This window comes from Absiella sp. AM09-50, assembly GCF_003433845.1.
GTDB classification, from domain to species: Bacteria; Bacillota_I; Bacilli_A; order Erysipelotrichales; family Erysipelotrichaceae; genus Hoskinsella; species Hoskinsella hominis.
Genome location: NZ_QVFI01000025.1, coordinates 17,803 through 40,750 on the forward strand (window position 1 = coordinate 17,803; position 22,948 = coordinate 40,750).

Sequence of the window (22,948 nt, forward strand, 5' to 3'; positions counted from 1 at the left end):
ATAATTATTCCATATTTAAGCCTTTTTTTATGTTTAATAAGTGAGAAAAGGGGAAAACTATCTTATGGATTAGTTTTGGCTAACATAATGGTTGACAGCATAAAACAGGATATGGTAATATCTTAAAGTATTAGCTTAAGCTAACTTATTAGGAGGACATATGAAAAAGACAATATTTACATTATGTATGATGATTTCTTTATTAACATTAACTGCGTGTGGCAGTACAAATAACCATTCTAATACAGAAATGATAACAGTAAAAGATGTAAGAGGCGAAGTTGAAATACCAAAAGAAGCCAAACGAATAGTAGATTTAAGTGGAAATAGTGATATTCTATCTATCCTTGGATATCAGGTAATTGGCACAGCGAATAGCGATGCCTATGATTATACGAAATTTCCAAGTTATCTAAAAGATACTTTAAAAGGCGCAAAGATTCTTGGATACAGTATGCAGGATACCATGGATATTGAGGCAGTGATGAATTTAGAACCAGATGTTATTGTGATTTCTACCGTACAGGAAAAAATGTATGAACAATTAACAAAAATTGCACCTACGATTATGATTCAAAATGAAGCCTTGGATTGGAAAGAAAATATTCATCACATGGCGGAAATCTTCCAGCGTACAAAACAGGCAGAAACTTGGTTATCTGCTTATGAAACAAAAGCAGAAAAACTATCTCAAAGCATCAAAAATAAATATGGAAAAGATACCAGTTATCTATCATTTCTGGCAAGTGGTGGACAGTTCTTTGTGTTCTCTGATGCAGGATTTGGAGATGTGCTATATAACGATTTAGGCCTTGTAAAACCAAAAGGCATGCCAAAACAAAGTGATATATCTTTACCAGTTGTGACTTATGAAGGTTTGGCTGAAATTGATGCGGATTACATCTTTTTGATTACAACGGATGAAATGCAGAAAGAACTAGAAAGCAACCGTGTCTGGAATAATCTACCAGCAGTAAAAAATAAACATGTGATCACACTTCCATCCTCACCATATTTCAATCAAGGATACAGTCCTATTGGACGTGAAAAATTATTAGCTGAAATAGAAGGGATGCTAAATGAAGCAAAATAAAAGATTTTGGATATGTATCCTGATATCGATCTTCTTATTGATCACTGGTACTTATCTTGCCTTAAAATCAGGCGCTAAAACCATGAATCAGGAAACGATATGGAATGCTTTATTCCATTATGAAGATGTGTTAGATCATCAATTGATTCGGGATGTCCGCTTGCCACGGGTAATTGCTACTATTTTGGTCGGAGGACTATTGGGAATATGTGGTGCGATGATGCAGGCAGTAACACGTAATCCTATCGCAGAGCCATCCATTCTTGGCATATCACAGGGGGCGACGCTGGCAATTAGTCTGTTATATATCCATGCAGCATGGGTAACGACAAACAATATCGTAATTGCATCTTTCATTGGCGCTTTATTAAGTGGCTTGCTTGTGATGTTCACTATGAAGAATCCTTCTCGCACATCTATGGGAAAACTATTGTTAGCCGGAACAGCCCTCAGTACATTTTTCCTATCCCTTTCCACGGTGATTTCCTTACTCACAAACAATTCACAAATGATTGCTTTTCTGGTTGGGGGTGGTTTTCGTAATACCGGCTGGCATCATGTCATACAATTAATGATCGCTACAACGATTGGTATGATCTGCGCAATGTTGTTATCCACAAAAATCAATGTATTATCCCTAGGGGATGATGTATGCATCTCTTTAGGTGAAAAGCCATCTCATATTCGCTTTTTTACACTATTGTTGATTATTCCCATAAGTGCGATCTGTGTCGCAGTTGCGAAAAATATCAGCTTTGTTGGGCTTATCATACCACAGGTGATATCACGTATCATAAAAAAAGATATGCGTTTTCTATTACCTTTAAGTTTTTTGGCAGGTGGAGTTTTACTGGTATTTGCGGATATATTAGCACGTATGCTGTTAAGTCCCTATGAAACACCAATTGGTATCTTTACATCTTTAATGGGGATTCCATTCTTTCTATATCTTGTTAGAAAGGAGCGAAGCCAATGAAAAAGAAAATAAAATATACATGGATCATCTTGTCTGTAATCTTATTGATTACGATTGTTTTATCCCTTGGCTGGGGAAGCTACCAAATAGCGTTTTCAGATATATGGAAAATACTTGTCGGACAAGGTACTAAAATGCAGAATATTGCAGTATTTACCTTACGATTACCAAGAATAATAACAGCAATGCTGGTAGCTACAGCCTTATCTATCGCTGGTGCATTACTTCAAGGTATCACGAAAAATGATTTGGCAGATGCAGGAATCATAGGTATCAATGCCGGCGCATCCCTTGCTGCTGTGTTATTTATCTTTTCCCAAGGAAGCTTATATTATCAGGCGATGGGAAATGCATCCATCATGATATTGCCAATCATCGCATTACTTGGTGCCTTTCTATCCGCAGGATTGATTTATTTCATATCTTCCTCACGTGACATTCATCCACAAAGACTGTTATTAACTGGGATTGGTGTGAATATCGCCATCAATGCCTGTATTATGTTTCTAACATTTCAAGGCAGTACACAGGATTATAACCGTGTATTGGTTTGGACAAGTGGAAGTTTATGGGGAAGTGGATGGATATATGCATTATCTATTTTACCAATTGTGATAATTGTGACAGGACTTGTCATGTATCATCATAAGACATTAGATATTTTGCAGTTGAAAGATGAGCTTGCGATTAGTTTAGGGGTTTCTGTGGAAAAAGAACGAAAGCGATTCTTATGTTATGCAATCATACTTGCAGGAGGTGCAACAGCTGTTGCAGGAAATATCAGCTTTTTGGGATTGTTGGGTCCTCATATCGCAAAATCTATGGTTGGCACAAAGCATAAACATTATCTTCCTGTGTCCATACTGATTTCTATGATCATCATTGTTGTCGCAGATAGTGTATCCAGAAATTTGTTTTCCCCAATAGAAATACCAGCAGGTATTACCATATCATTGATTGGTGTGCCTTACTTTATATATTTGATGTTAAAGGAGAAGTCATTATGAATGCAATATCTGTAAAATCATTAACAGCCGGATATGAGTATCGTATAATTTTAGAAGATATTCATGTGGATATACCAGAAGGAAAAATCACTGTGATGATTGGTCCTAACGGATGTGGAAAATCCACACTTCTAAAAAACATTGCCCGTATCCAGAAGCCTAAAAAAGGTCAGATTTTCTTATATCAGGAGGATATACAGAAAATGCATTCTAAGCAGATTGCGAAAAAACTAGCAATGCTGCCCCAAAGTCCTGTCACACCAACAGGATTATTAGTAAAAGAATTAGTAGCTTATGGGCGTTTTCCATATCAAAAACCTTTAGGCTCACTTTCAAAAGAAGATTATGAAATCATCAACTGGGCAATGAAGGAAACAGGTGTATATGATCAAAGAGAACAATTTGTGGAAAACTTATCCGGCGGACAACGCCAGCGAGTATGGATTGCCATGGCATTAGCACAACAAGGAGATATACTGGTATTAGATGAACCTACAACCTATCTCGATATATCTTATCAATTAGAAATATTAGAACTATTGAAAACACTCAATCAAAAAAAGAAGCAAACCATTATTATGGTACTCCATGAATTACAGCTTGCATGTCGCTATGCTGATCATATCATCGGAATGAAAGAAGGTAAAATCGTATTTGAAGGTCATCCAAAAGAAGTAATCAATGAAGCACATTTGCAAGAATTATATGGAATCAAAGCACAGCTTCATTACGATAAAGATAAAAATTATCCTGTGATTATGGATTATCATATTTAGAGTCAATCAACAAGGATTTCCTTAGATTGACTTTTTTAATAGTATTATCTTATGTATTTCTCACAAAAATGTTAGATACAAGTAAGCAAACATACTTTATAATTATAATAGAGGGTGATAATATGCGGATAATGATAATTGAAGATGATCGAGTATTAGGAAATGAGATAAAACTTTATTGCGAAAAATGGGGACTAGAAGTCGTATGCGCCACAAAATTTCATGACTTATGCAAAGAGGTAGAGGTGCTACAACCACATTTGATTTTATTAGATATCAATTTGCCATATTTTGACGGCTTTTACTGGTGTGAAAAAATACGTAAAAATTCCACAGTTCCAATTTTATTTATATCTAGCAGAGATGGCAATCAGGATAAAATCATGGCCATCACAACTGGCGGGGATGACTATATCCAAAAACCATTTGCGTTAGATTATCTCATGGCAAAAATTCAGGCAATGCTAAGAAGAACCTATGAATATCAGGACCATGTACAGATGCAGTTATCCAATGATCTGCAGTATGATTTCTCACAGGGGCTTTTACGTTATCATCATGAAGTGATTGAATTAACAAAGATGGAAAACCGTATACTTGCGATTCTTTTAAAGAGCAGAGGGAAAATCGTTAGTCGTGAAGAATTGATGATGCAGATATGGAGTACAGATGAATTTATTTCTGATGGCTCTTTAACAACCAGTATTTCACGCCTAAAATCAAAGATACGACAGGAAACTGGTGTTGAGGATATCATTATCACAAAGAAAGGACAAGGATATTTAATACCATGAAATCATATATTAAACAAAAATGGATGTTGTTACTTGGCATTGTGATTGTCTGGATGATGAATCGTGTATATTATGTTTATTTGAGTCCTGTGCATATTCAGCAAAGTGATATATATTATATGGATTTTTTAATAGCAATCATAATCTTAGGACTTATAGTTATTGATTATTATAGAACATGGAAACATCATAAAGAAATCGATGACCTTTTAGAATGTCAGGAGTATATCGTTTGTGATGATTTGCATCAGCCTTTATATGATCATGAGGCGTTATTTATACATAATGAACAGATTTATCATCAGGATATTGAAGACAGCTATCAAAAGCTTTGCGAATTACAGGAGTATATTTCCCGCTGGTCACATGAGATAAAATTGCCACTTGCCGCACTTCATATGATGAATGAGCGCAATGATGATGTCACATTGCGTATGGAAATCAAGGAACAGTGTGAAAAGATGGAACAATTATTACATACGATGCTGACAGGCTGTAAAACATGGAACTCTCATTATGACAAAAAGATAGAATTGTTAAGTTTAAAAGGAATTGTGGATAAAAGTATTCGCCATCAATCGTTTTTTCTAATCAAAGAACATTTTGAAATTGATAATCAAATAACGGATGAAAAGGTGTTAAGCGATGAACAATGGCTGGTCTATATGTTAGATCAAATCATTCACAATGCAATAAAATATCACAAGGAGCAACCAAAGTTATCTTTATATACAGAAATGAAAGGAAATCGTACGATTTTACATATTCGTGATAATGGAATCGGGATATGTAAAGAAGATATATTAAGTGTTTTTGAAAAGGGATATACAGGTAATAATGTTAGAAATGGTGAATATAAATCCACGGGAATGGGACTATACTTTGTAAGACAAATTGCCCGTATGTTAGAACATCAGATTGAAATAGTATCCATACCTCAAAAGTACACAGATGTATGTATTATTTTTGATCATCATCTAGATTTTTTCAATATTACTGAATTGTAAGGATATCATGGTATCTGTAAGGTGGATGAAAGGATTTTGGCTTTCATCTAAGGTATGCTATAGGTGTCAAGGAGGTATCAGTAAATGAAAGAAATCATGCAGGTAAAAAATATTAGTAAGGAATATGGCAAAAAAGGAGTCAAAACAAGGGTATTAAACAATGTGAGCTTAGAGATTTATGAAGGGGATTTTATCGCAATTATGGGACCAAGTGGTGCTGGGAAAAGTACACTTCTGAATTTATTAAGTACCATTGATAAGCCAACACATGGCTCTATCCTTATGGAAGGTGTGGATATCACAAAAATTAAAAATGATAAATTGAGTAATATCAGAAAGAAGCATATAGGATTTATTTTTCAGGATTATAATTTGTTGGATAATATGACATTGATGGATAACATTGCACTACCACTTTCCATTAATGGGAAAAATCCTAAACAAATTGTGGAAAAAGTTAAACAATTGGCGGATTTATTTGGCATCAAAGAGCATTTAGAGAAGTATCCATACCAATTAAGCGGTGGACAGAAACAAAGAGGTGCTGCGGCCAGAGCTTTGATCAGTGATCCGGATATCGTGTTTGCGGATGAACCTACGGGTGCACTTGATTCTAAATCCAGTAAAGAACTGTTGATGAGTTTGAAGAAAATTAATGAACAAAAGAATGCGACGATTTTAATGGTTACACATGATGCCTTTTCCGCAAGTTATGCCAAACAGGTATATTTATTAAAGGATGGGGAAATTTCATGTAAGTTGAATGCAGGCGATTCCCGTAAAGAATTCTATGATCGTATCTTACAACTAATGGCATCCTTAGGAGGTGAGTAGCATGCGTGTCATGCGATTAAGCCTTCAAAATCTGAAGCGAAATTTCACTTCTTATCTGGCTTTTATATTCTCATTATCCTTTTGCAGCTTTATTTTATATAACTTTTTAAATCTTATGGATTCAGGAGCATTGGATATCCTGGGTAAAAAAATCAGGAATTCAGTGAAATCATCATTGCGGCAATCTCTGTTGTATTGGTATTCTTTGTTTTCTGTTTCATATGGTATGCTTCTAATGTATTCCTTGGGCAAAGAAAAAAGGAAATGGGTACCTTTATCTTTATGGGTTTAGATAACAAACAACTAGGTAAAATGTATTTCTTTGAAATGATGATGGTAGGTATGATATCCATTGTTTCAGGGATTTTGACAGGTATTGCCTTTTCAAAACTGTTTGGTATGTTGTTTTTTAAATTAAGTGATATTGAAGCATCTATTCCTTTTGATTTTCAATTTATCACGGCAATAAAAACCGCTTTGATCTTTCTGGTATTGTATGCGTTTTTGATGGGAAAAGGATATTTTAATATCGTACGCACCAGTGTAAAAGATATGCTTTCCGCAAACAGACAAAGTGAATTTAAGAAAGCCAATGGCTTTATGACTTTTTTTAAGGCATTGATATCTTTACTGATATTGTGTGCTGGATACTATTTTGCATTACAGATTGGAGATATATCAAGTTTCATTTACATGCTTTTAGCGACTGTTTTTGTAATCGTTGGTATCTATGGCTTATATGATTCCCTAATGCCCTTTGTCCTTACAAAGCTTTCTGATAAGAAAACGTTTCTATATAAAAAAGAACGAAATTTGTGGATCAATCATTTGATTTTTCGTGTGAAAAAGAACTATCGTACCTATGCCATTGTCACCATTATGATGTTATGCTGTGTGAGTGCATTGGGCGCTGGTCTTGCGATGAAACAACGCTATGATGCAATGAATCATTCTCAATCTCAATATGTATATTCATTTATGGGGGATCAAATACCAATTGATAAAATCAATCAAACGATTGAAAAAAATAATACGATGAAACAGAAAGCATCGATTCCATTCTTTTTCCATCAATATCGTGTTGAGAAATATACAAATGATCAGCTTGCTTTTGTGGTATCCTATTCAGATTATATCAATTTCTGTAAAGAAGTCGGGTTAACACCATTAAAAGCAAAACCACAGGACTTAGAAGCAATAGAGCTTCATAAAAAATACCTAATATCTTTATCAGATGATACATTGGGAAGTGTTCCTATAGATCAAAAAGAATTAAAAATTATTGCGGCTGAGGATACAGCTTACTTTGGTATGATGCAATATAATATGAATGCATTGATTGTAAATGATAAAACTTTTGCGTCACTTTCAAAAGGTAAAATGATGATGGATTTATATGTGGTAAACATTGCGGATCAAAAAAATTATAAGGCAGGTATTGAAGAGCTTAAGGCGTTCAATAGTGAGCATACACAAGTGATGATCGCAGATTTAGATAGTGGAGAAATTGTCTTTATCCGTGTTATTTATTCCTTATGTATCTTCATGTTTGCGGTATTTGCGTTCTCTTGCGGCGGGGTATTGTTTATGAAAACTTATAATGATGCTAGTGATGATCGCCAGCGATATATTATATTGAAGAATGTAGGTATCTCTAAACGCAGTATGCATCATGCGATTCAAAAGGAAGTAGCATTCACATATATTCTGCCGATTGTGATAACGGCATTCTCCAGTTATTTTATTATGAGTGCTTTACAGAATCTGATGAAAAGTGATCCTTTACGATTGATCACAATAATCAGTATTTCAGTTTTAGCAGTATTATTTTTCATTCTATATATCATTTCAGTGAAATCATTTGAGAAACGCTGTGAAATAGATCAGTAGGATACAAACAAAAAACAGGGCATATGGCATGTCCTGTTATTCATATCGTTTTGCACATACGATGATGGGAATAAAAAATGTTGATAATACGATGATACAGATCAGTGTTTTTTGTGTAATCAGGATATCTGAAAATGAAGTGTTTAAAGATATTCCAAAAAAGAAAGGGCAAATGATCATCATGAGGATGGACCAGATAACAATCGTCATACTGATGCGAAACCAGTTATTATTGTTGAAATGAATACCTGGCATATTCATACGCATGATACCAGTGGATATAAAATGAATTTGATTTTTGTCATAATAATCCGGAAGCTGTTTTGGTGTGAAAAATACGAAGTAGCCTCCTATGACAATCGCAATCACAATGTAGGTAAAATAATCTATCTGTTGTAAAGTATCCATGGTATATATATGTATTAAATACGCTGTAGCAAGTAGGCAAAAGGCAGTTGTGAGTATATAAATCATACGCCAATGCTTTCGCTTATTTTGGGAAATCTGTTTGATTTTCTGAATAACTTCATCATCCTGTTTAGAATCAAGAAGCTTTCCTTCCAATAGTTCATTTATGCTTACATCTAATATATCCGCAAGTGGCTGGATCAACGATATATCAAATAAACAAATATTACGTTCCCATTTACTGATGGCTTTATCTGATACATAAAGTTTTTCCGCAAGCTGTTTTTGTGTAAGTCCCTTTGCTTTTCTTCGTTCTGCGATAAAATTTCCAATGTCTTTATGCTCCATTTGTGCACCTCCTGATATCAGTATACAGAGGTTTTCTTTTTATTGCACTCGACCTGTGGTAGAATCACTATCATCTTCCAGATTTTCGATTCTATGAGGATACATATTCCAATATTTTTGATAAACGAAATCACTTCCATCAAAGTTCATTTGATACATACGAAAGTTTACATCTATATCTTTTGGCATCCAGTGTTCTGCATACGTATAACAATACTTCATGCCAATCGCTTTCATCACATGACCACTTCTTGGATTCAAGACATCATGTGTCGCTGTGATATAAGGAATATCTGTTGTTTTCAACATTTCTATAAAAGCGTTTGCGGCTTCTGAAACGATGCCTTGACGCCAGAATTCTTTGCGTAATGCATAACCAAAATCAAAGCTGTCACCATCACCAACATGAATATATCCAATGGGCTTGTTGTCATCTTTTAAACAGATCGCATAGCGAAAGCCTTCCCCCTGATAATCTAAATAAAAGCTCTTTAAATATTTCTTTGTTTCTTCAAGACTTTTAAAAGGAAACCAAGGTAAAAAGGTATTTACTTCTTTATCTTTCATAATTTCTAATAAAGCTTCTGTGTCTTGTTCATGAAATGGGCGTAAAATTAATCGTTTTGTTTCTATCATAAAAATTCTCCTAAAGTTGATATAATGTGCGATATTTATTCATTAAATAATCGATGTAGTATTGGGCATGAAAGGTGTCACCTGTTGCTTGTTTTAATACTTCATTAGCGTTTTGATAGGCACCAACATAGTGGATATTGTCTTTTAACCATGCCGCGATTTTATCAAATTGATTGTTTCTTAAATAATCTGCCACTGGCAGCTGTTTTTCCATTGAACTATAAAACTGTGCTGCATAAGCACTTCCTAAGGCGTATGTTGGAAAATATCCAAAATTGCCACCACCCCAGTGCATATCCTGTAAAATTCCTTCACGATGATTACGTGGACGAAGCCCCAGATATTGTTCATATTTATCATTCCACATGGTTTCTAACTGATCAAGAGGAATAGAACCATTGAAAATTTCTTTTTCTAATTCATAACGAATTAAAATATGTAATGGATAGGTTAATTCATCTGCTTCTGTTCGTATAAAAGAAGGTCGTGTGATATTGATCATACGCATGAAATCTTCAAAGGATACATGGGAAAGTTGTTTTGGGAAATAGCTTTGAAGGATAGGGTATTGTACCTGCCAGAAAGCTGGATGACGCCCGATATGATTTTCCATAAAGCGGGATTGACTTTCATGCATGGCGTAACCAATATTATCTTTTAAAGCAGTTCCATCATATTCTGGTTTTACCTGTAACGAATATAAAGCATGACCATATTCATGCATTGTGGAAAAGATGCCCGACATAACATCATGTTCATAATAATGTGTGGTAATACGTGCTTCATTTTCACTAAAGAAATCAGTAAATGGATGTTCCGTTAATCCCATAACGCACTTTTCTCGATCTATTCCTAAATAATCTAGTAATTGCGCATTGTATTTTGCCTGCTGATCAATATCAAAACTTTGATGTAATACGGAATCATCGATTTGTTCCTTCTGTTCATTGATTTTTTTGATGAAAGGTACCAGTTGTTCTTTGATGGAATTAAAAAATGCATCATATTGTTTCACACTCATACCATCTTCGTAGCGATCTAATAAATAATCATAGTCTGTACTTTCTTTTTGTACATACGTCAATGCTTCTTTTTGTTTTAGAATCACATCTTTTAAATAAGGTGCGAAAGATGCATAATCATCCTGATCTTTTGCGATATGCCATGCGGCTTCACTGTCATTGATGCTTTTCTGCATTGCGACATATACATCTTTTGGCAATACCCGATCATATTCCATTCCTTTTAGAAACAACGTGATTTCTCTTTTTTCTTCTGTGTCATTTGTGATTTTTCCTAATTCTTCAATCATCGCAAGAGCTTCCTTATCGGTTGCCTTACTGAATGCTTCACCACTTAAATATGCCATAGCTTCATTACGTTTGGCAATTCCTTTCTTTGGCGCAATCGTTGCGATATCATAATACATTGTACTCAATGCGAGTGTGTAGGCCTTTTGGATATCCTTATATTCTTGAAAAGCTTTTCTTAATGTTTCTACCATAATGTTCACCTCTATGCGAATATTGTAACATATCTGCTTTCATTTTTCGTCCCTTTATGCTATGATTACCATGGAAATCACGGGAGTTGGTATGACCGGCTGAGAGGAAGTTGAAAACTTCGACCGATACCTGATTTGGATAATGCCAACGTAGGGAATAATCATTAGTTATTGGAATATTCTCATGTTGGGGATATTCTTTTTTTTGGAGGGTCTATGATAAAAGGATGTATTTTTGATTTAGATGGCACACTGTTAGATAGTATGCATGTATGGGATGATTTTGCATTTTCTTATTTAATCAGTAAAGGAATACAGACAAATGAAAATTTAGATGAAGTATTTTCTACTTTACGCATGGAAGAGGCAGTCGCATATCTTCAAAAACATTATGTACAAAAGGAATCATTAGAAACAGTACATGATGAAGTTTATGCTTTATTGAAAAAACGATATATCCATATGGAGTTAAAACCTGGTGTAAAGGAATGCATACAGAAGCTTTCTACAATGCCAGTGACTTTATGCGTATTAAGTGCCAATCATAAAGAAGTGTGTGAAACAGCCTTGAAAAAACATGGACTATCAAATAAATTCTCCTATATCTTAAGTTGTGAAGATATCCATTTATCCAAAGATGATCCGGCTTGTTTCTATTACGCCTGTGAAAAGATGCAATTAAAACCAGCGGAGTGTATCGTCATTGAAGATGCATTGCACGCTGTATCAGGTGCAAAAAAAGCAGGATGCTATGTGGTAGCCGTGAAAGAAAAAAGCCAGCAGAAAGATGAAGAAAAAATCAGAAGTATGGCAGATGCATACATAGAGGATATGCAGGAACTGGAGGAGATATTATGCAGAAAGTTTTAACAATTGCAGGCACAGACCCAAGTGGTGGGGCAGGGGCACAGGCAGATTTAAAGACCTTTATGGCACATAAGGTATATGGAATGAGTGTGATCACCGCATTGGTTGCACAAAATACATGTGGTGTACGTGATATTATGAATGTAACACCTGCCTTTTTAAAGGAACAGTTTGATTGTGTATTTGAAGATATTTTCCCAGATGCAGTAAAAATCGGGATGGTATCACAACCAGAATTAATCGAAGTCATTGTGGAAAAGCTGAAACAATATCAACCTAAAAATATCGTGGTAGATCCAGTGATGGTATCCACCAGTGGCGATCGGCTATTAGCGCAAAAAGCGTTAACGATGCTGCAAAAAGAGTTGCTTCCACTGGCACAGATTATTACACCAAATATTCCAGAAGCAGAAGTATTATGTGAATTTTCTATTGAGTCCAAAGATGATATGGTAAAAGCAGCACAAAAGATTGCCACAAATTATCATGGCTATATTTTGATTAAAGGTGGACATTTTGAGGATTGTGCAGATGATTTATTGTATCATGATGGAGAAGAAATCTGGCTGCCTTGTGTTAAGATACAAAATCCTAATACCCATGGAACCGGCTGTACCTTATCCAGTGCAATTGCCAGTAATTTAGCATTGGGTTATGACATGGTAAGCAGTGTAAAAAATGCAAAGGCATATATCACAGGTGCATTAAAAGATGGCATGGATTTAGGAAAAGGCAGTGGACCTTTAAATCATTGCTGGAACTTGATGAATAAAGCATAAAAAGTCGCAAATCGCGACTTTTCATTTACAATAATTCCTTTACCAAAGATACATCAATATAAGGGGTAGTGACGCCATTTCCTATCATTTGCGTCGTGTTTTTTGTATACCATATCAAGCTATCATCATACAGTTTTTGGATATTCAAATCTAAATGTAAAGCCAAACGATAGAAATTGCCAATAGAAAGCTTATCATTCTCGACATGTATATCATTGTAATGTTTACCTAATATATCAATGCCGGAAGCATCATGAAGATATTTTTGTACATCCTCTTGATATTTTTCAGGCTGCCACAGTGTAAAATCTAAACGATAAGCAGTGATACTGAAAAACAACCAGTCTTTAATTTCTTTTTCATTCAGCTTTGATAATTCTTCGATGGTTTTTGAATATCTGGCATAATGTGCAAATTTCGCATGTTCTGGCAATCCATAAAACCGGATATCTTTACATATTTCATACAAAGGGGAAGCACATACTTTTTGTACTAGCAAATACAATTCCTTCGCCATCGCATCACCATTTTCGGCAGTAACTTTAATATCAAAACCTTCTGCGTTATCATACATGCGGCTGATAGGATAAATATCCTTCTGATGAACTGTAAAATTGATGTTTAACGAAGAAACAAAAGCACCTGGTAAAGTGTCTTCAAAAATGCTTTTTCCATTTTCATCCAATGATTCTTTCATATAAAAGCTCACATCATTTTCTTCATCATAGCATTTATAGATTGAAATATCTTGATATAAAGGATTATCAGTATTTACTTCCTCTTCTAATGTTACATAATCGCCATAGCGCTCATGTATAACTTGAGGAATCGTACGAATGTTATTATTACCGAATACATAGACATCAATACTTCCGAAAACCATTAGTGATACGATGAATAAAATGACAAAGGTAGACATTTTGATTTCTTTATTCTTATTTTTAGATGCTAAAGATAAGTAACTTAGCAAAATCGCAATGATTATGATGCAATATAAAGGAACCCTGGACTTCCAAAGCGAGGATAAATAAATAAAGAATAATGCAACGACAATGGCGATTATCACACAAACTTTGTGGAAATTCTTATTGTTTTTAACTGTTCTTTTTTGCATCTGTTCATTTAACAATTCTAATAGCTGATTTATTTCTTGGGAAGGTTCTTCTATTTCTGTATAGAATTTATAGAAAGCTGTATTGGCTTCAGAAGATATGATACGTTTCGATATAAAATAATATAAGTCATCAACAAATATGGGGTCCTCAGCAATATGTATAAAATCAGTTTCTTGTGTGAATGCCAGCCATTTGGTATAGGAGGTCATTTTAGTCAATAATCCACTGATTTTTTCTAATACACATGTTCTAAGGTTCTCTTTTTGTTGTTCATTCAAATGATTCCCTTCTTCAAACAAAGCTTCAAAATCAAATTCATTTGATGCATCTTCATTGGTTTCCACAGGGGATACCTTGATGATATCCGATGGAACAAAGAAAGTTTGTGTATCCTGATGTTTCGCAATTGCCATCGCTTGTTCATATGCATCATGAAGCTGCATAAATTCTTCCGGATGATCTTCTGGATGTATTTCTTTAGAACGTTTTGCGTATGCTCGTTTGATTTCTTTGATATGATCAGTTGCTTCTATGCCAAGGATTTTCCAACAAGGATGCTGCCACATAATTTCACCGCCTTTTGTTTATTATAGCAAAAAAGCCCTGAAGATGAACAGGGCGATATTTCATTTATTGAAACAACAGTTCCATGGATTCCTTGCTGTTAGCCTGAACGATTTTGTAGAAATATTCCTTTTGATCAAGGCCTTCTCGTTCAATGACTTCATCAATGACGCCATCACGGATAAACAATAAACGTTTAGAGTAGCTGGCAATCATCGCATCATGAGTAACCATAATAATCGTCACATGGTCTTGTTCATTTAAATTTTTTAATAAGGCTAACAAATCATGAGAGTTTTTAGAGTCAAGATTACCTGTTGGCTCATCTGCCACAATTAGTTTTGGATTGGTCACAAGGGCTCTAGCAACAGCACATCGCTGACATTGCCCACCAGAACATTCCGCAGGATATTTATCTAACAAGGCATTTATTTCAAGCTTGTTTGCGATTGCTTCTACACGTTCTTTGATTTCATCTTTTCCCACTTTCGCAAGTGTCAAAGGTACCGCAATGTTTTCACGTATGGTCAGTGTATCCATCAAATTGAAAGACTGGAAAACAAATCCCAAATTCTCATAACGAAATTTTCCGGTTTCTGTTTCCATCATTTTATTTACACTTTTCCCATTGATGAATACAGAACCTTTTGTTGGGGTATCAATGGTGGAAAGATTATTGATCAAAGTAGATTTACCGGAACCAGAAGGTCCCATGATACAAATGAAATCTCCTTCATAAACTTCTAAAGATATACCGTGTAAAACTTCAAATTCATTTTTTGTATTGCGATTATATGTTTTCACAATATTTTTTGCTTCTAATATTTTTTTCATAATGGTTCCTTCCTATTCTTCATTTACGATTGGTTTATCTATTGCTTCTTTAAATATCAGATTCACATAAATGCGATACATGACAACACCTGCAAAGGAAATCATTGCCACAAATATCAACAGCATTCCAGCCATAAATGCCGGAGTAATGGTATCGAATAATACAAACATGAAAGATATAATAAACAATAATGGGAAACATGTAAGGATAATCAAAAAGAAGAATCCTGCCATTTCCTGAAGGATAATTGTTTTGATATCCGATTTAAGATATCCAATAGAAATCATATTGTGGAATATTAATTTCTTATTTAAAGCATCGGAAGATAATTTATAACCAATACATACACAAATCAATACCAACGATACAATATAAGACAGAAGCACAACCATAAAGGTAGCTGCATCATGTCGAAATTTACATAAATAGAAGAATAAAATAGATACATCAATTAATATAATCGTCACAAGCATACCACTGGTAATAATGCTATAACGCAGGTTGCCCGTAGATATTACACGATGATGATCTGTCGGAAATAATTTGTTTTTCACCCATGTGACTGCTTCTGGATAGATATATTTAAAAATGTTGGCAGGTCCACATGCAATACCAACGGACACATAAATCATGAAAAAGAAGTTCACATGTGTGAAGTCCAGTGTGCATAAAAAATATAGAATATATGCATAAACGACAACATAAAATATTTTAAAATAAACACTTTTTGATTTACCAATCGGATTCATTGCTTTTTTTGCTTTTAGTAATGAATTTAAATCCATACGATATACAAATCCAGCATCGACTAAAATCAACCAGAATCCAACCATGAACAAGGTAGTCACACAATATACCATTGCGTCCATACTAAATGCAAATAATGGTGCCGATATAGCCATTTCTTTATAGATCAAATAATTAATCATGGGGTGTAAGCCAAACCCGACAAGAGCACCAATAGGTGCAGATATCAAAAGCACAATAAAATTTTGAACGATTAGAAAATATCCCAAACGTATGACGTTACAGCCACTAATCATCATAACACTGATATCTTCAACTTTTGATATCAAAAAGAATTTGTTGGAAAAGAATACCGTAATTACACAAATAGATATCATCATGAGGGATAATATCATTGCGAAAATACCGTTTCCAATTCCTCCATCAAAATCTGCTGAGCCAATCGCATAAGTCACATAATCAGACATGGAACTTATACCATAATAAGGATTACCTAATATTGAAAAAAACAAGGTAATCACAGCGGATGCTACGATAATCGAGAACGCAAAAAAATACGCATTTTTGGGATTGCGCTTCAGATTATCGTAAGCGAACCTTAAGATTTCCATAAATCTCTCTCCTCCTAGTAAAAAAAACTTTAGCCACAATAACGATATCACATTTTAGTTTGATTCACAAGTTATTTATGCATACGCTTACAAAAAGGCGTGGTTTCCCATGCCTAGTTATTGATACCATGATGATATCCGTTTGTATTTACATCAACCGTTTCAAATGTATATCCTAAATTTTGATAATATGAAATAATTTCTGGAAGAGTTTCAACGGAAGAATGACTTCCTGAATGATCATGTGTCAGCATCATGACTGAAGGATAATTTCCATATGATTTTGCAGTTTGTATCAAAGTGGATGCTGGCAGAGCACTGTTGCCATCACCACTTGCCGCATTCCAGTCAAAATATTGATAACCTTTATTCTGGACTTCTTTTGACAAACGACTCATGATGCCGGAATTATAATTGGCGGAAACAGTATTAGAAGAACCGCCTGGGAAACGAATGATATGAGAACGTACACCTGTTTTCTCATAAACAACGTCACTAATTGCCTGTAAATCACTAAAATATGCAGCTTCATTTGCATAAACTTGCGCATAATTATGAGAATAGGTATGTAGGCCAATCGAATGTCCTTTCTCATGCGCAATCCGGATATAATCAAGATAATTAGGGGATTGTGCTGTCACGAAGAATGTTGCTTTTACATTGTATTGATCAAGGATATCTAAGATTGCAGGTGTATTTGCGCTGGGACCATCATCAATCGTTAAATAAATCACTTTTCCTGAAACTGGTTGTGGTTTTGTGACTGTGACAGTGATTGTTTTTTCAGATCGATTATGATGTTTATCTTTTGATTCATATGTCACATGATACGTACCAGCTTTTTCAGTATCTACATCATTTTTTATGACAGTGACTTTCACTTTACCATCGCGCGCATCATTGGCACTTACCCCATATAATGCATCAAAAGAATCACCTGCCTGTAAAGTGATATTTTCTGCTTTGATGACAGGGGGCGTTTTATCTTTTTCTTGTATTGTTAATGGTATAGTGGCGATTGTTTCATTTCCGCCTTCATCTTTTACGATGATATCGACATTTTTCTTACCAGTTTTATCAAAAGCTTCATCTTTATTTTTCAATACAACCGTTGTTTTTGTATCATCTTTTATTTCTTTGATACCATCTTTTAAATCAAAAGATTCTCCAATTTCAATAGAAACAGGTTTTGTTGTGACTTCTGGCTTTTTCGTGTCTTTTACCTGTACATCTAATGCAAAAGTTTGATCTTTGATTGCATATAATATTTGATAGGTGCCCAGCTTTTTATTGTTTACTTTGTCATCTTTAACAGATACTTGTTTAATATCACTGTGTTCTACCTTTTTAATAAAGGACATCGCATCATATTTAGAATTGATTTCAATAATTTCCGGCTCATGAGAGAAGATGATATTTGGTGTAGTGAAATATAGATATCCCATAACAGCCAGTGCACAAGCAATGATTATGAGTAAAATATAGATGATGATGCGTTTCTTTTTCATAAAGAACACCTCTTTTCTTTATGGTACCATGAAGAAATCAAAAAAAGTAAAAATATGTTAGAGATAATGCTTCACAAATAAAACTTTGCCGATGACTTTAACAGGCAGCATTTCTGCTTCTTTACTAGTGAATACTCGTGGTTCAACTGTAGGGTTTTCCGCAACCAGTTCTACCTTTGTTCTGTCTTTATAATAACGTTTTATCGTGACTTCATCACCAATACGAATTAATGCGATATCACCATTTTTTACCGTTTCACATTGATGGACATAAATATAAGAGCCATCCACAATACCAGCATTGATCATGGAATCACCTTCAACTTTTAGAAAATAATCTCCACGTTGATATTCTTCTAGAGATACACTTTCTTCACCTAGATAATCATTTTCAAGAAACATATCATAACCAGCCTTCGCCATGCCAAGAACTGGCTTTTTCAAAGTGATGGCGGTTCCCTGCAAAACAGATTGCACATCATAACCAAGCACACGACTCATATTTTGTGCGGTTTCTTCTTGTATTGTTTTAACCTCACCACGCAGCCATCGTCCAACTGTGATATGTGTCACATGAAACTGTTGTGCAATTTCTTTATTAGACAGCTGATAACGATTTTTGTAATCTAATATGATGTCTTTTAATTCCATAGTTACCACCTCTATTTTGATTATACCGTATTTTATTTCAATTGAAAAGCAATTTTACCAGAAAAAGGAAACATAGTATACATAATTTTGTTGATTATGTATATTTTTAGTGTTAAAATACCATTACGGAGGTGGCAGGAATGGAACGAATCTATCTATGCATTGATTTAAAAACATTTTATGCATCGGTGGAATGCGTGGAACGTGGACTTGATCCTTTTCAAACGAATCTTGTTGTGGCAGATCCATCCAGAGGCAAAGGTGCTATTTGTCTGGCAATATCACCAAAATTAAAACAGCAGGGTGTACGCAATAGATGCCGTATTTTTGAAATTCCAGATACAATCGAATATATCACAGCACTTCCCAGAATGAAATTATATATGCAATATGCCGCAGATATCTATGGAATCTACTTAAAATATATATCTAAAGATGACATTCATGTATATTCCATTGATGAAGCATTTCTGGATGTGACAGAGTATCTGAAATTATATGAAATGGATGCGAAAAGGCTTGCGAGAAAACTGACAGATGATGTATTTGATACAACAGGAATCACTGCAACTGTTGGTATTGGCACAAACTTATATTTGGCCAAAATAGCTTTAGATATCACTGCTAAACATACCCCTGATCATATGGGATATCTGGATGAGGAAACGTATAAAAGAACGCTGTGGCATCATCGGCCACTAACTGATTTTTGGCAGGTAGGCAGAGGGATTTCTAAACGGTTGGAGAAATATGGATTTGTAGATATGTATGATGTTGCCCACGCACCAGAAAAGGTTTTATACAATGAATTTGGGGTTAATGCAGAATATTTGATAGATCATGCACATGGTATAGAGCCAACCACCATCGCAGATATAAAAAAATATATTCCCAAAACGAATTCAATTTCTAATAATCAGATTCTTTTTGAAAATTATGAATATGAAGATGCTTATCTTGTGATAAAAGAAATGGTGGAATTGAATGTTTTAGATTTAGTAGAAAAACATGTGGTTTGTGATCATATTGGGTTATATGTTGGCTATGCTGAAGATGACGTTTCCTCAACCGGAGGCATGCGGAAGTTATCTGTTGTGACAAACTCATATCAAATTTTGTTGAAGGAATTTTTAAAGTTATTTGAAGAAACCACAAACAAAGATGAACTGATACGTCAGATTGGTATAACATTTGGTAATGTTGTAGATGAAACACATGAAGCTTATGATATATTTACGGATTATGAAGATATCAAAGAAGAACGAAAGCTTCAAAATACACTTGTGGAAATCAAACAGAAGTATGGGAAAAATGCAATCTTAAAAGGAATGAATTTATGTGATGCAGCGACAACGATGAAAAGAAATAAATTAGTAGGTGGTCATAATGCAGAATAAAGCAGATAAAGCGATGCGGGCAAAACAGTTTTTGCCATTTGAATCTTTAAAAGGTTTTCATGAGTATTTGAAAAGCAAAGAAAGGATTGTTGTGGAAAGAAAACAGCTTTCTAATGATGAATATGAAGAATTAAATAGGAAAATTCTTCAGGTAAAAAAAGGAATGATGATAAAAGTTATTTATTATGAAGGTAAACAAGCCATTGAAGTTGAGGGGATGGTCACTAAAATTGATTTAGAATTTACAAAAACAATCAGAATTGTGGATAATAATATCCTTGTGAAAGATATTGTGGAAATCAGTGGGAAAGATATTGTGGAAAAAATCTTATAGCTTTTACCAGATATAGGCAGGTTCTTCATTATGAATAATTGCCTGATAAAGCTCATGACGACCAACGATTTTTAAGCCACCATATATTTGATCTTGTACTGTATAGGAGGAATCAATGATATAGTAATAATCAATGACATCATTCGTAGATGCATAACCAATCACAATAATCATATGATTGCCATGATATAAATCAGGATAAAGTCCCATTACGTCAATTGCGGTAAATACCGGATCATGAGAAGCAATATCTGATTTCACACGTTGTTCAAATAAGGCCTGGCTTTGAGAACTTTGGTCATTAATCGCAAGTGTCTGTACACGATAGCCTGGTTCGTTTCCTTCAATATGCTGTTTGTGGAAAAGATATGCATTTAAGGTATTTGCTAAATCAATGTATTCTGTACCTGTAACCGTATCTGTATGCATTTCTTTTGATAACTGTGTCTGACTGACTTCTATATCATGATAACGTAAAACCATTTGCACGCACGCAGGAACACAAAAATAATTATTCTCTTGTACACTTTGTGGAACATCAAGTTTTATAACTTTTTGTTTATCCTGTTCCTTATGTTGTGGCTGCTCATCTTGCTGATTAGGGTCTGTAATAATTGTTTGTGTGTTTGTATGATCATCTTTATTTGTTTTATCATCTTTATCAGGTGTTTGTTGATCTTGTTTATTTTCAATTGGATGATCCTTTTGCTTCTGATCAGACTCATTTATATAGTAGAAAGTGCAGCCAATCACAATGATGATTATGATACTTACCAATTTGAATTTCATACGCTTCACCGCCTTCATTTATACAACGAAAAAAGTAGATGAATATTTCATACGACAAAGAAAAAGATGATTTTCCATCATCTTAGCTAATATAATTATTTCTAAACTGTATCATAACAGTCGCTATCACGTTCTAGGATTTTACCAGCTGCATCTTTCACAGTGTAAGCCACTTGATAATATTCTTCAACTTCATCATTGATGGCAATAAAGTTAACCTCACCCTTATCTATAACGTAGACCGATATCTGCTGCATAGTATTTATCACCAGTTTTCAAGTACTGCTTGCCTTTAATATCATAGCAATCTACCCTGTAAAAAATAAATTTTGTAGAACACAAATTCCCAATATTATTGAAAAGAAAACGTACTAAACTTTTCAACAATACTACATTATTTTGTTTGGATTTAAAAGGATATTAAAAATTTCATCATATCCTTGATCATTCATGTGGCTTATTTATAAAAATTAATGCTTGGTATCATCATAGCTTTTTTGTTTATGTTTGGCTATAATAAAAGAAATAAAGATACTATGGAGGATACATATGAACATAAGAAAAGTCTATGGTTTATTTTTCAGCCCAACAGGAAATACAGAAACAGTAGTGAAAACTTGTACTAATCAAACAGGCAAAGAATTAAATGTCACTATCGAATATGTGGATTTTACATCACCTCAGCAACGCAATATGGAATACAGTTTTTCATCAGACGATTTTATAATCATAGGAATTCCTGTATATGCGGGAAGAATTCCTAATAAACTATTGCCATTTATTCAAACAAAGCTAAAAGGAAATAAGACTTTAGTGATGCCTGTTGTAACTTATGGCAATCGCTCATTTGATAATGCATTAAAGGAACTTTCCAATGAATTAACAGCACATGGTTTTTATAGTATTGCTGCTTTAGCTGTGCCATGTGAACATGCTTTTTCATCTCAAATCGCAACAAATCGCCCTAACAAGGATGATTTAAAATGTTTAGAGTCTTTTGTTGAAGAAGTAGTGATGAAGTTAAAAACATCAAAGAATCTTCCTGCATCACTTTCTATACCTGGAGATGATATAATTGATGCTTATTATACACCATTAGGTATTGATGGAAAGCCAGCAAAATTTTTAAAAGCCAAACCAAAGACAAAGGTAGAAAGTTGTACATCCTGTGGAATTTGCGCAAATAATTGTCCAATGGGTGCAATATCCTTTGATAACTTTATAGATGTTCCTGGCACTTGTATCAAATGTCAGGCATGTATAAAAAAATGTCCTACTCATGCAAAATATTTTGATGATGAAGCATTTTTATCTCATGTGAAAATGTTGGAACAAAATTATAAAAGACGCTTAGATATTCAATGTTTTTACTAAATAGAAAATAATACGTTTATAATCGTTGTTTATATATAAAAAAAGAGGCTTTTTCAGCCATTCCTGATATTCTTATCTAAATTGGCGCCCTCTGCAGGAATCGA

General features: G+C 34.3%; 23 protein-coding genes and 1 riboswitch. Of the genes, 13 read left to right on the top strand and 10 right to left on the bottom strand.

Annotated elements, in window-relative coordinates; genetic code table 11:
- Positions 1 to 160 precede the first annotated feature (160 nt).
- From DW114_RS16750 to DW114_RS16785, 8 genes are all read left to right on the top strand, one after another.
- Complete coding sequence (locus DW114_RS16750; RefSeq protein WP_117454859.1) at positions 161 to 1,093, top strand: ABC transporter substrate-binding protein; 933 nt, start codon at positions 161 to 163, stop codon at positions 1,091 to 1,093.
- Positions 1,080 to 2,069, top strand: coding sequence for a FecCD family ABC transporter permease (locus DW114_RS16755; RefSeq protein ID WP_117454860.1), 990 nt, complete (start codon positions 1,080 to 1,082; stop codon positions 2,067 to 2,069). Before DW114_RS16750 ends, DW114_RS16755 begins: the two co-directional genes overlap by 14 nt.
- Positions 2,066 to 3,076 (top strand): FecCD family ABC transporter permease, encoded by a 1,011-nt coding sequence (locus DW114_RS16760; protein WP_117454861.1) that lies wholly within the window; start codon positions 2,066 to 2,068, stop codon positions 3,074 to 3,076. The genes DW114_RS16755 and DW114_RS16760 overlap by 4 nt, the downstream gene beginning before the upstream one ends.
- Entirely contained in the window at positions 3,073 to 3,852 is a 780-nt protein-coding gene (locus tag DW114_RS16765; RefSeq protein WP_117454862.1) for an ABC transporter ATP-binding protein, read from the top strand. The genes DW114_RS16760 and DW114_RS16765 overlap by 4 nt, the downstream gene beginning before the upstream one ends.
- A 122-nt stretch (positions 3,853 to 3,974) precedes the next feature.
- The gene (locus DW114_RS16770; RefSeq protein ID WP_117454863.1) at positions 3,975 to 4,646 is read left to right on the top strand and encodes a response regulator transcription factor; all 672 of its coding nucleotides are present in this window, start codon (positions 3,975 to 3,977) and stop codon (positions 4,644 to 4,646) included.
- Positions 4,643 to 5,653, top strand: coding sequence for a sensor histidine kinase (locus tag DW114_RS16775; RefSeq protein ID WP_117454864.1), 1,011 nt, complete (start codon positions 4,643 to 4,645; stop codon positions 5,651 to 5,653). Before DW114_RS16770 ends, DW114_RS16775 begins: the two co-directional genes overlap by 4 nt.
- Positions 5,654 to 5,737: 84 nt before the next feature.
- Complete coding sequence (locus DW114_RS16780) at positions 5,738 to 6,487, top strand: ABC transporter ATP-binding protein (protein ID WP_117454865.1); 750 nt, start codon at positions 5,738 to 5,740, stop codon at positions 6,485 to 6,487.
- Positions 6,488 to 6,670: 183 nt separating this feature from the next.
- Positions 6,671 to 8,377, top strand: a complete 1,707-nt coding sequence (locus DW114_RS16785; RefSeq protein ID WP_317286365.1) for an ABC transporter permease — start codon at positions 6,671 to 6,673, stop codon at positions 8,375 to 8,377.
- Positions 8,378 to 8,413: 36 nt separating this feature from the next.
- On the opposite strand, the gene DW114_RS16790 is transcribed toward DW114_RS16785, so the two are convergent.
- Genes DW114_RS16790 through DW114_RS16800 form a run of 3 tightly spaced genes read right to left on the bottom strand, consistent with a single transcriptional unit; the run spans position 8,414 to position 11,273 of the window.
- Positions 8,414 to 9,133 (bottom strand): helix-turn-helix domain-containing protein, encoded by a 720-nt coding sequence (locus DW114_RS16790; protein ID WP_117454867.1) that lies wholly within the window; start codon positions 9,131 to 9,133, stop codon positions 8,414 to 8,416.
- Between the two features lie 39 nt (positions 9,134 to 9,172).
- Complete coding sequence (locus tag DW114_RS16795; protein WP_117454868.1) at positions 9,173 to 9,769, bottom strand: GNAT family N-acetyltransferase; 597 nt, start codon at positions 9,767 to 9,769, stop codon at positions 9,173 to 9,175.
- Positions 9,770 to 9,779: 10 nt separating this feature from the next.
- Positions 9,780 to 11,273: a carboxypeptidase M32 gene (locus tag DW114_RS16800; RefSeq protein ID WP_117454869.1), complete on the bottom strand. Its 1,494-nt coding sequence runs from the start codon at positions 11,271 to 11,273 to the stop codon at positions 9,780 to 9,782.
- 69 nt (positions 11,274 to 11,342) lie between these two features.
- A riboswitch (TPP riboswitch) is annotated at positions 11,343 to 11,448 on the top strand.
- 41 nt (positions 11,449 to 11,489) lie between these two features.
- Here DW114_RS16800 and DW114_RS16805 point away from each other — a divergent pair.
- Together DW114_RS16805 and thiD are read left to right on the top strand one after the other, a co-directional pair.
- On the top strand, positions 11,490 to 12,143 hold the full coding sequence (locus tag DW114_RS16805; protein ID WP_117454870.1) for an HAD family hydrolase: 654 nt from the start codon (positions 11,490 to 11,492) through the stop codon (positions 12,141 to 12,143).
- On the top strand, positions 12,128 to 12,919 hold the full coding sequence (gene thiD, locus DW114_RS16810; protein WP_117454871.1) for a bifunctional hydroxymethylpyrimidine kinase/phosphomethylpyrimidine kinase: 792 nt from the start codon (positions 12,128 to 12,130) through the stop codon (positions 12,917 to 12,919). The genes DW114_RS16805 and thiD overlap by 16 nt, the downstream gene beginning before the upstream one ends.
- 25 nt (positions 12,920 to 12,944) lie before the next feature.
- Here thiD and DW114_RS16815 read toward each other — a convergent pair whose 3' ends face one another.
- From DW114_RS16815 to DW114_RS16835, 5 genes are all read right to left on the bottom strand, one after another.
- Positions 12,945 to 14,600, bottom strand: coding sequence for a J domain-containing protein (locus tag DW114_RS16815; RefSeq protein WP_117454872.1), 1,656 nt, complete (start codon positions 14,598 to 14,600; stop codon positions 12,945 to 12,947).
- Between the two features lie 64 nt (positions 14,601 to 14,664).
- Positions 14,665 to 15,432, bottom strand: coding sequence for an ABC transporter ATP-binding protein (locus DW114_RS16820; protein WP_117454873.1), 768 nt, complete (start codon positions 15,430 to 15,432; stop codon positions 14,665 to 14,667).
- A 12-nt stretch (positions 15,433 to 15,444) separates the two neighbouring features.
- The gene (locus tag DW114_RS16825) at positions 15,445 to 16,791 is read right to left on the bottom strand and encodes an ABC transporter permease (protein WP_117454874.1); all 1,347 of its coding nucleotides are present in this window, start codon (positions 16,789 to 16,791) and stop codon (positions 15,445 to 15,447) included.
- A 113-nt stretch (positions 16,792 to 16,904) separates the two neighbouring features.
- Positions 16,905 to 18,299, bottom strand: a complete 1,395-nt coding sequence (locus tag DW114_RS16830; protein WP_117454875.1) for a polysaccharide deacetylase — start codon at positions 18,297 to 18,299, stop codon at positions 16,905 to 16,907.
- 57 nt (positions 18,300 to 18,356) lie between these two features.
- Entirely contained in the window at positions 18,357 to 18,950 is a 594-nt protein-coding gene (locus DW114_RS16835) for a LexA family protein (RefSeq protein ID WP_117454876.1), read from the bottom strand.
- 140 nt (positions 18,951 to 19,090) lie between these two features.
- Between DW114_RS16835 and DW114_RS16840 the strand changes: the two genes are divergently transcribed.
- Both DW114_RS16840 and DW114_RS16845 read left to right on the top strand, forming a co-directional pair.
- Positions 19,091 to 20,347: a DNA repair protein gene (locus DW114_RS16840; protein ID WP_117454877.1), complete on the top strand. Its 1,257-nt coding sequence runs from the start codon at positions 19,091 to 19,093 to the stop codon at positions 20,345 to 20,347.
- On the top strand, positions 20,337 to 20,681 hold the full coding sequence (locus DW114_RS16845; protein ID WP_117454878.1) for a YolD-like family protein: 345 nt from the start codon (positions 20,337 to 20,339) through the stop codon (positions 20,679 to 20,681). The genes DW114_RS16840 and DW114_RS16845 overlap by 11 nt, the downstream gene beginning before the upstream one ends.
- 3 nt (positions 20,682 to 20,684) lie before the next feature.
- On the opposite strand, the gene DW114_RS16850 is transcribed toward DW114_RS16845, so the two are convergent.
- Together DW114_RS16850 and DW114_RS21535 are read right to left on the bottom strand one after the other, a co-directional pair.
- The gene (locus DW114_RS16850) at positions 20,685 to 21,470 is read right to left on the bottom strand and encodes a C39 family peptidase (protein ID WP_158552314.1); all 786 of its coding nucleotides are present in this window, start codon (positions 21,468 to 21,470) and stop codon (positions 20,685 to 20,687) included.
- Positions 21,471 to 21,571: 101 nt separating this feature from the next.
- Complete coding sequence (locus DW114_RS21535) at positions 21,572 to 21,727, bottom strand: hypothetical protein (RefSeq protein ID WP_199483628.1); 156 nt, start codon at positions 21,725 to 21,727, stop codon at positions 21,572 to 21,574.
- Between the two features lie 292 nt (positions 21,728 to 22,019).
- Between DW114_RS21535 and DW114_RS16860 the strand changes: the two genes are divergently transcribed.
- On the top strand, positions 22,020 to 22,844 hold the full coding sequence (locus tag DW114_RS16860) for an EFR1 family ferrodoxin (RefSeq protein WP_117454880.1): 825 nt from the start codon (positions 22,020 to 22,022) through the stop codon (positions 22,842 to 22,844).
- Positions 22,845 to 22,948 lie beyond the last annotated feature (104 nt).

Coding starts and splice junctions, on each gene's coding strand:
- DW114_RS16750 (WP_117454859.1), top strand. CDS start 161: ATGAAAAAGACAATATTTACATTATGTATGATGATTTCTTTATTAACA.
- DW114_RS16755 (WP_117454860.1), top strand. CDS start 1,080: ATGAAGCAAAATAAAAGATTTTGGATATGTATCCTGATATCGATCTTC.
- DW114_RS16760 (WP_117454861.1), top strand. CDS start 2,066: ATGAAAAAGAAAATAAAATATACATGGATCATCTTGTCTGTAATCTTA.
- DW114_RS16765 (WP_117454862.1), top strand. CDS start 3,073: ATGAATGCAATATCTGTAAAATCATTAACAGCCGGATATGAGTATCGT.
- DW114_RS16770 (WP_117454863.1), top strand. CDS start 3,975: ATGCGGATAATGATAATTGAAGATGATCGAGTATTAGGAAATGAGATA.
- DW114_RS16775 (WP_117454864.1), top strand. CDS start 4,643: ATGAAATCATATATTAAACAAAAATGGATGTTGTTACTTGGCATTGTG.
- DW114_RS16780 (WP_117454865.1), top strand. CDS start 5,738: ATGAAAGAAATCATGCAGGTAAAAAATATTAGTAAGGAATATGGCAAA.
- DW114_RS16790 (WP_117454867.1), bottom strand. CDS start 9,133: ATGGAGCATAAAGACATTGGAAATTTTATCGCAGAACGAAGAAAAGCA.
- DW114_RS16795 (WP_117454868.1), bottom strand. CDS start 9,769: ATGATAGAAACAAAACGATTAATTTTACGCCCATTTCATGAACAAGAC.
- DW114_RS16800 (WP_117454869.1), bottom strand. CDS start 11,273: ATGGTAGAAACATTAAGAAAAGCTTTTCAAGAATATAAGGATATCCAA.
- DW114_RS16805 (WP_117454870.1), top strand. CDS start 11,490: ATGATAAAAGGATGTATTTTTGATTTAGATGGCACACTGTTAGATAGT.
- thiD (WP_117454871.1), top strand. CDS start 12,128: ATGCAGAAAGTTTTAACAATTGCAGGCACAGACCCAAGTGGTGGGGCA.
- DW114_RS16815 (WP_117454872.1), bottom strand. CDS start 14,600: ATGTGGCAGCATCCTTGTTGGAAAATCCTTGGCATAGAAGCAACTGAT.
- DW114_RS16820 (WP_117454873.1), bottom strand. CDS start 15,432: ATGAAAAAAATATTAGAAGCAAAAAATATTGTGAAAACATATAATCGC.
- DW114_RS16825 (WP_117454874.1), bottom strand. CDS start 16,791: ATGGAAATCTTAAGGTTCGCTTACGATAATCTGAAGCGCAATCCCAAA.
- DW114_RS16830 (WP_117454875.1), bottom strand. CDS start 18,299: ATGAAAAAGAAACGCATCATCATCTATATTTTACTCATAATCATTGCT.
- DW114_RS16835 (WP_117454876.1), bottom strand. CDS start 18,950: ATGGAATTAAAAGACATCATATTAGATTACAAAAATCGTTATCAGCTG.
- DW114_RS16840 (WP_117454877.1), top strand. CDS start 19,091: ATGGAACGAATCTATCTATGCATTGATTTAAAAACATTTTATGCATCG.
- DW114_RS16845 (WP_117454878.1), top strand. CDS start 20,337: ATGCAGAATAAAGCAGATAAAGCGATGCGGGCAAAACAGTTTTTGCCA.
- DW114_RS16850 (WP_158552314.1), bottom strand. CDS start 21,470: ATGAAATTCAAATTGGTAAGTATCATAATCATCATTGTGATTGGCTGC.
- DW114_RS21535 (WP_199483628.1), bottom strand. CDS start 21,727: ATGCAGCAGATATCGGTCTACGTTATAGATAAGGGTGAGGTTAACTTT.
- DW114_RS16860 (WP_117454880.1), top strand. CDS start 22,020: ATGAACATAAGAAAAGTCTATGGTTTATTTTTCAGCCCAACAGGAAAT.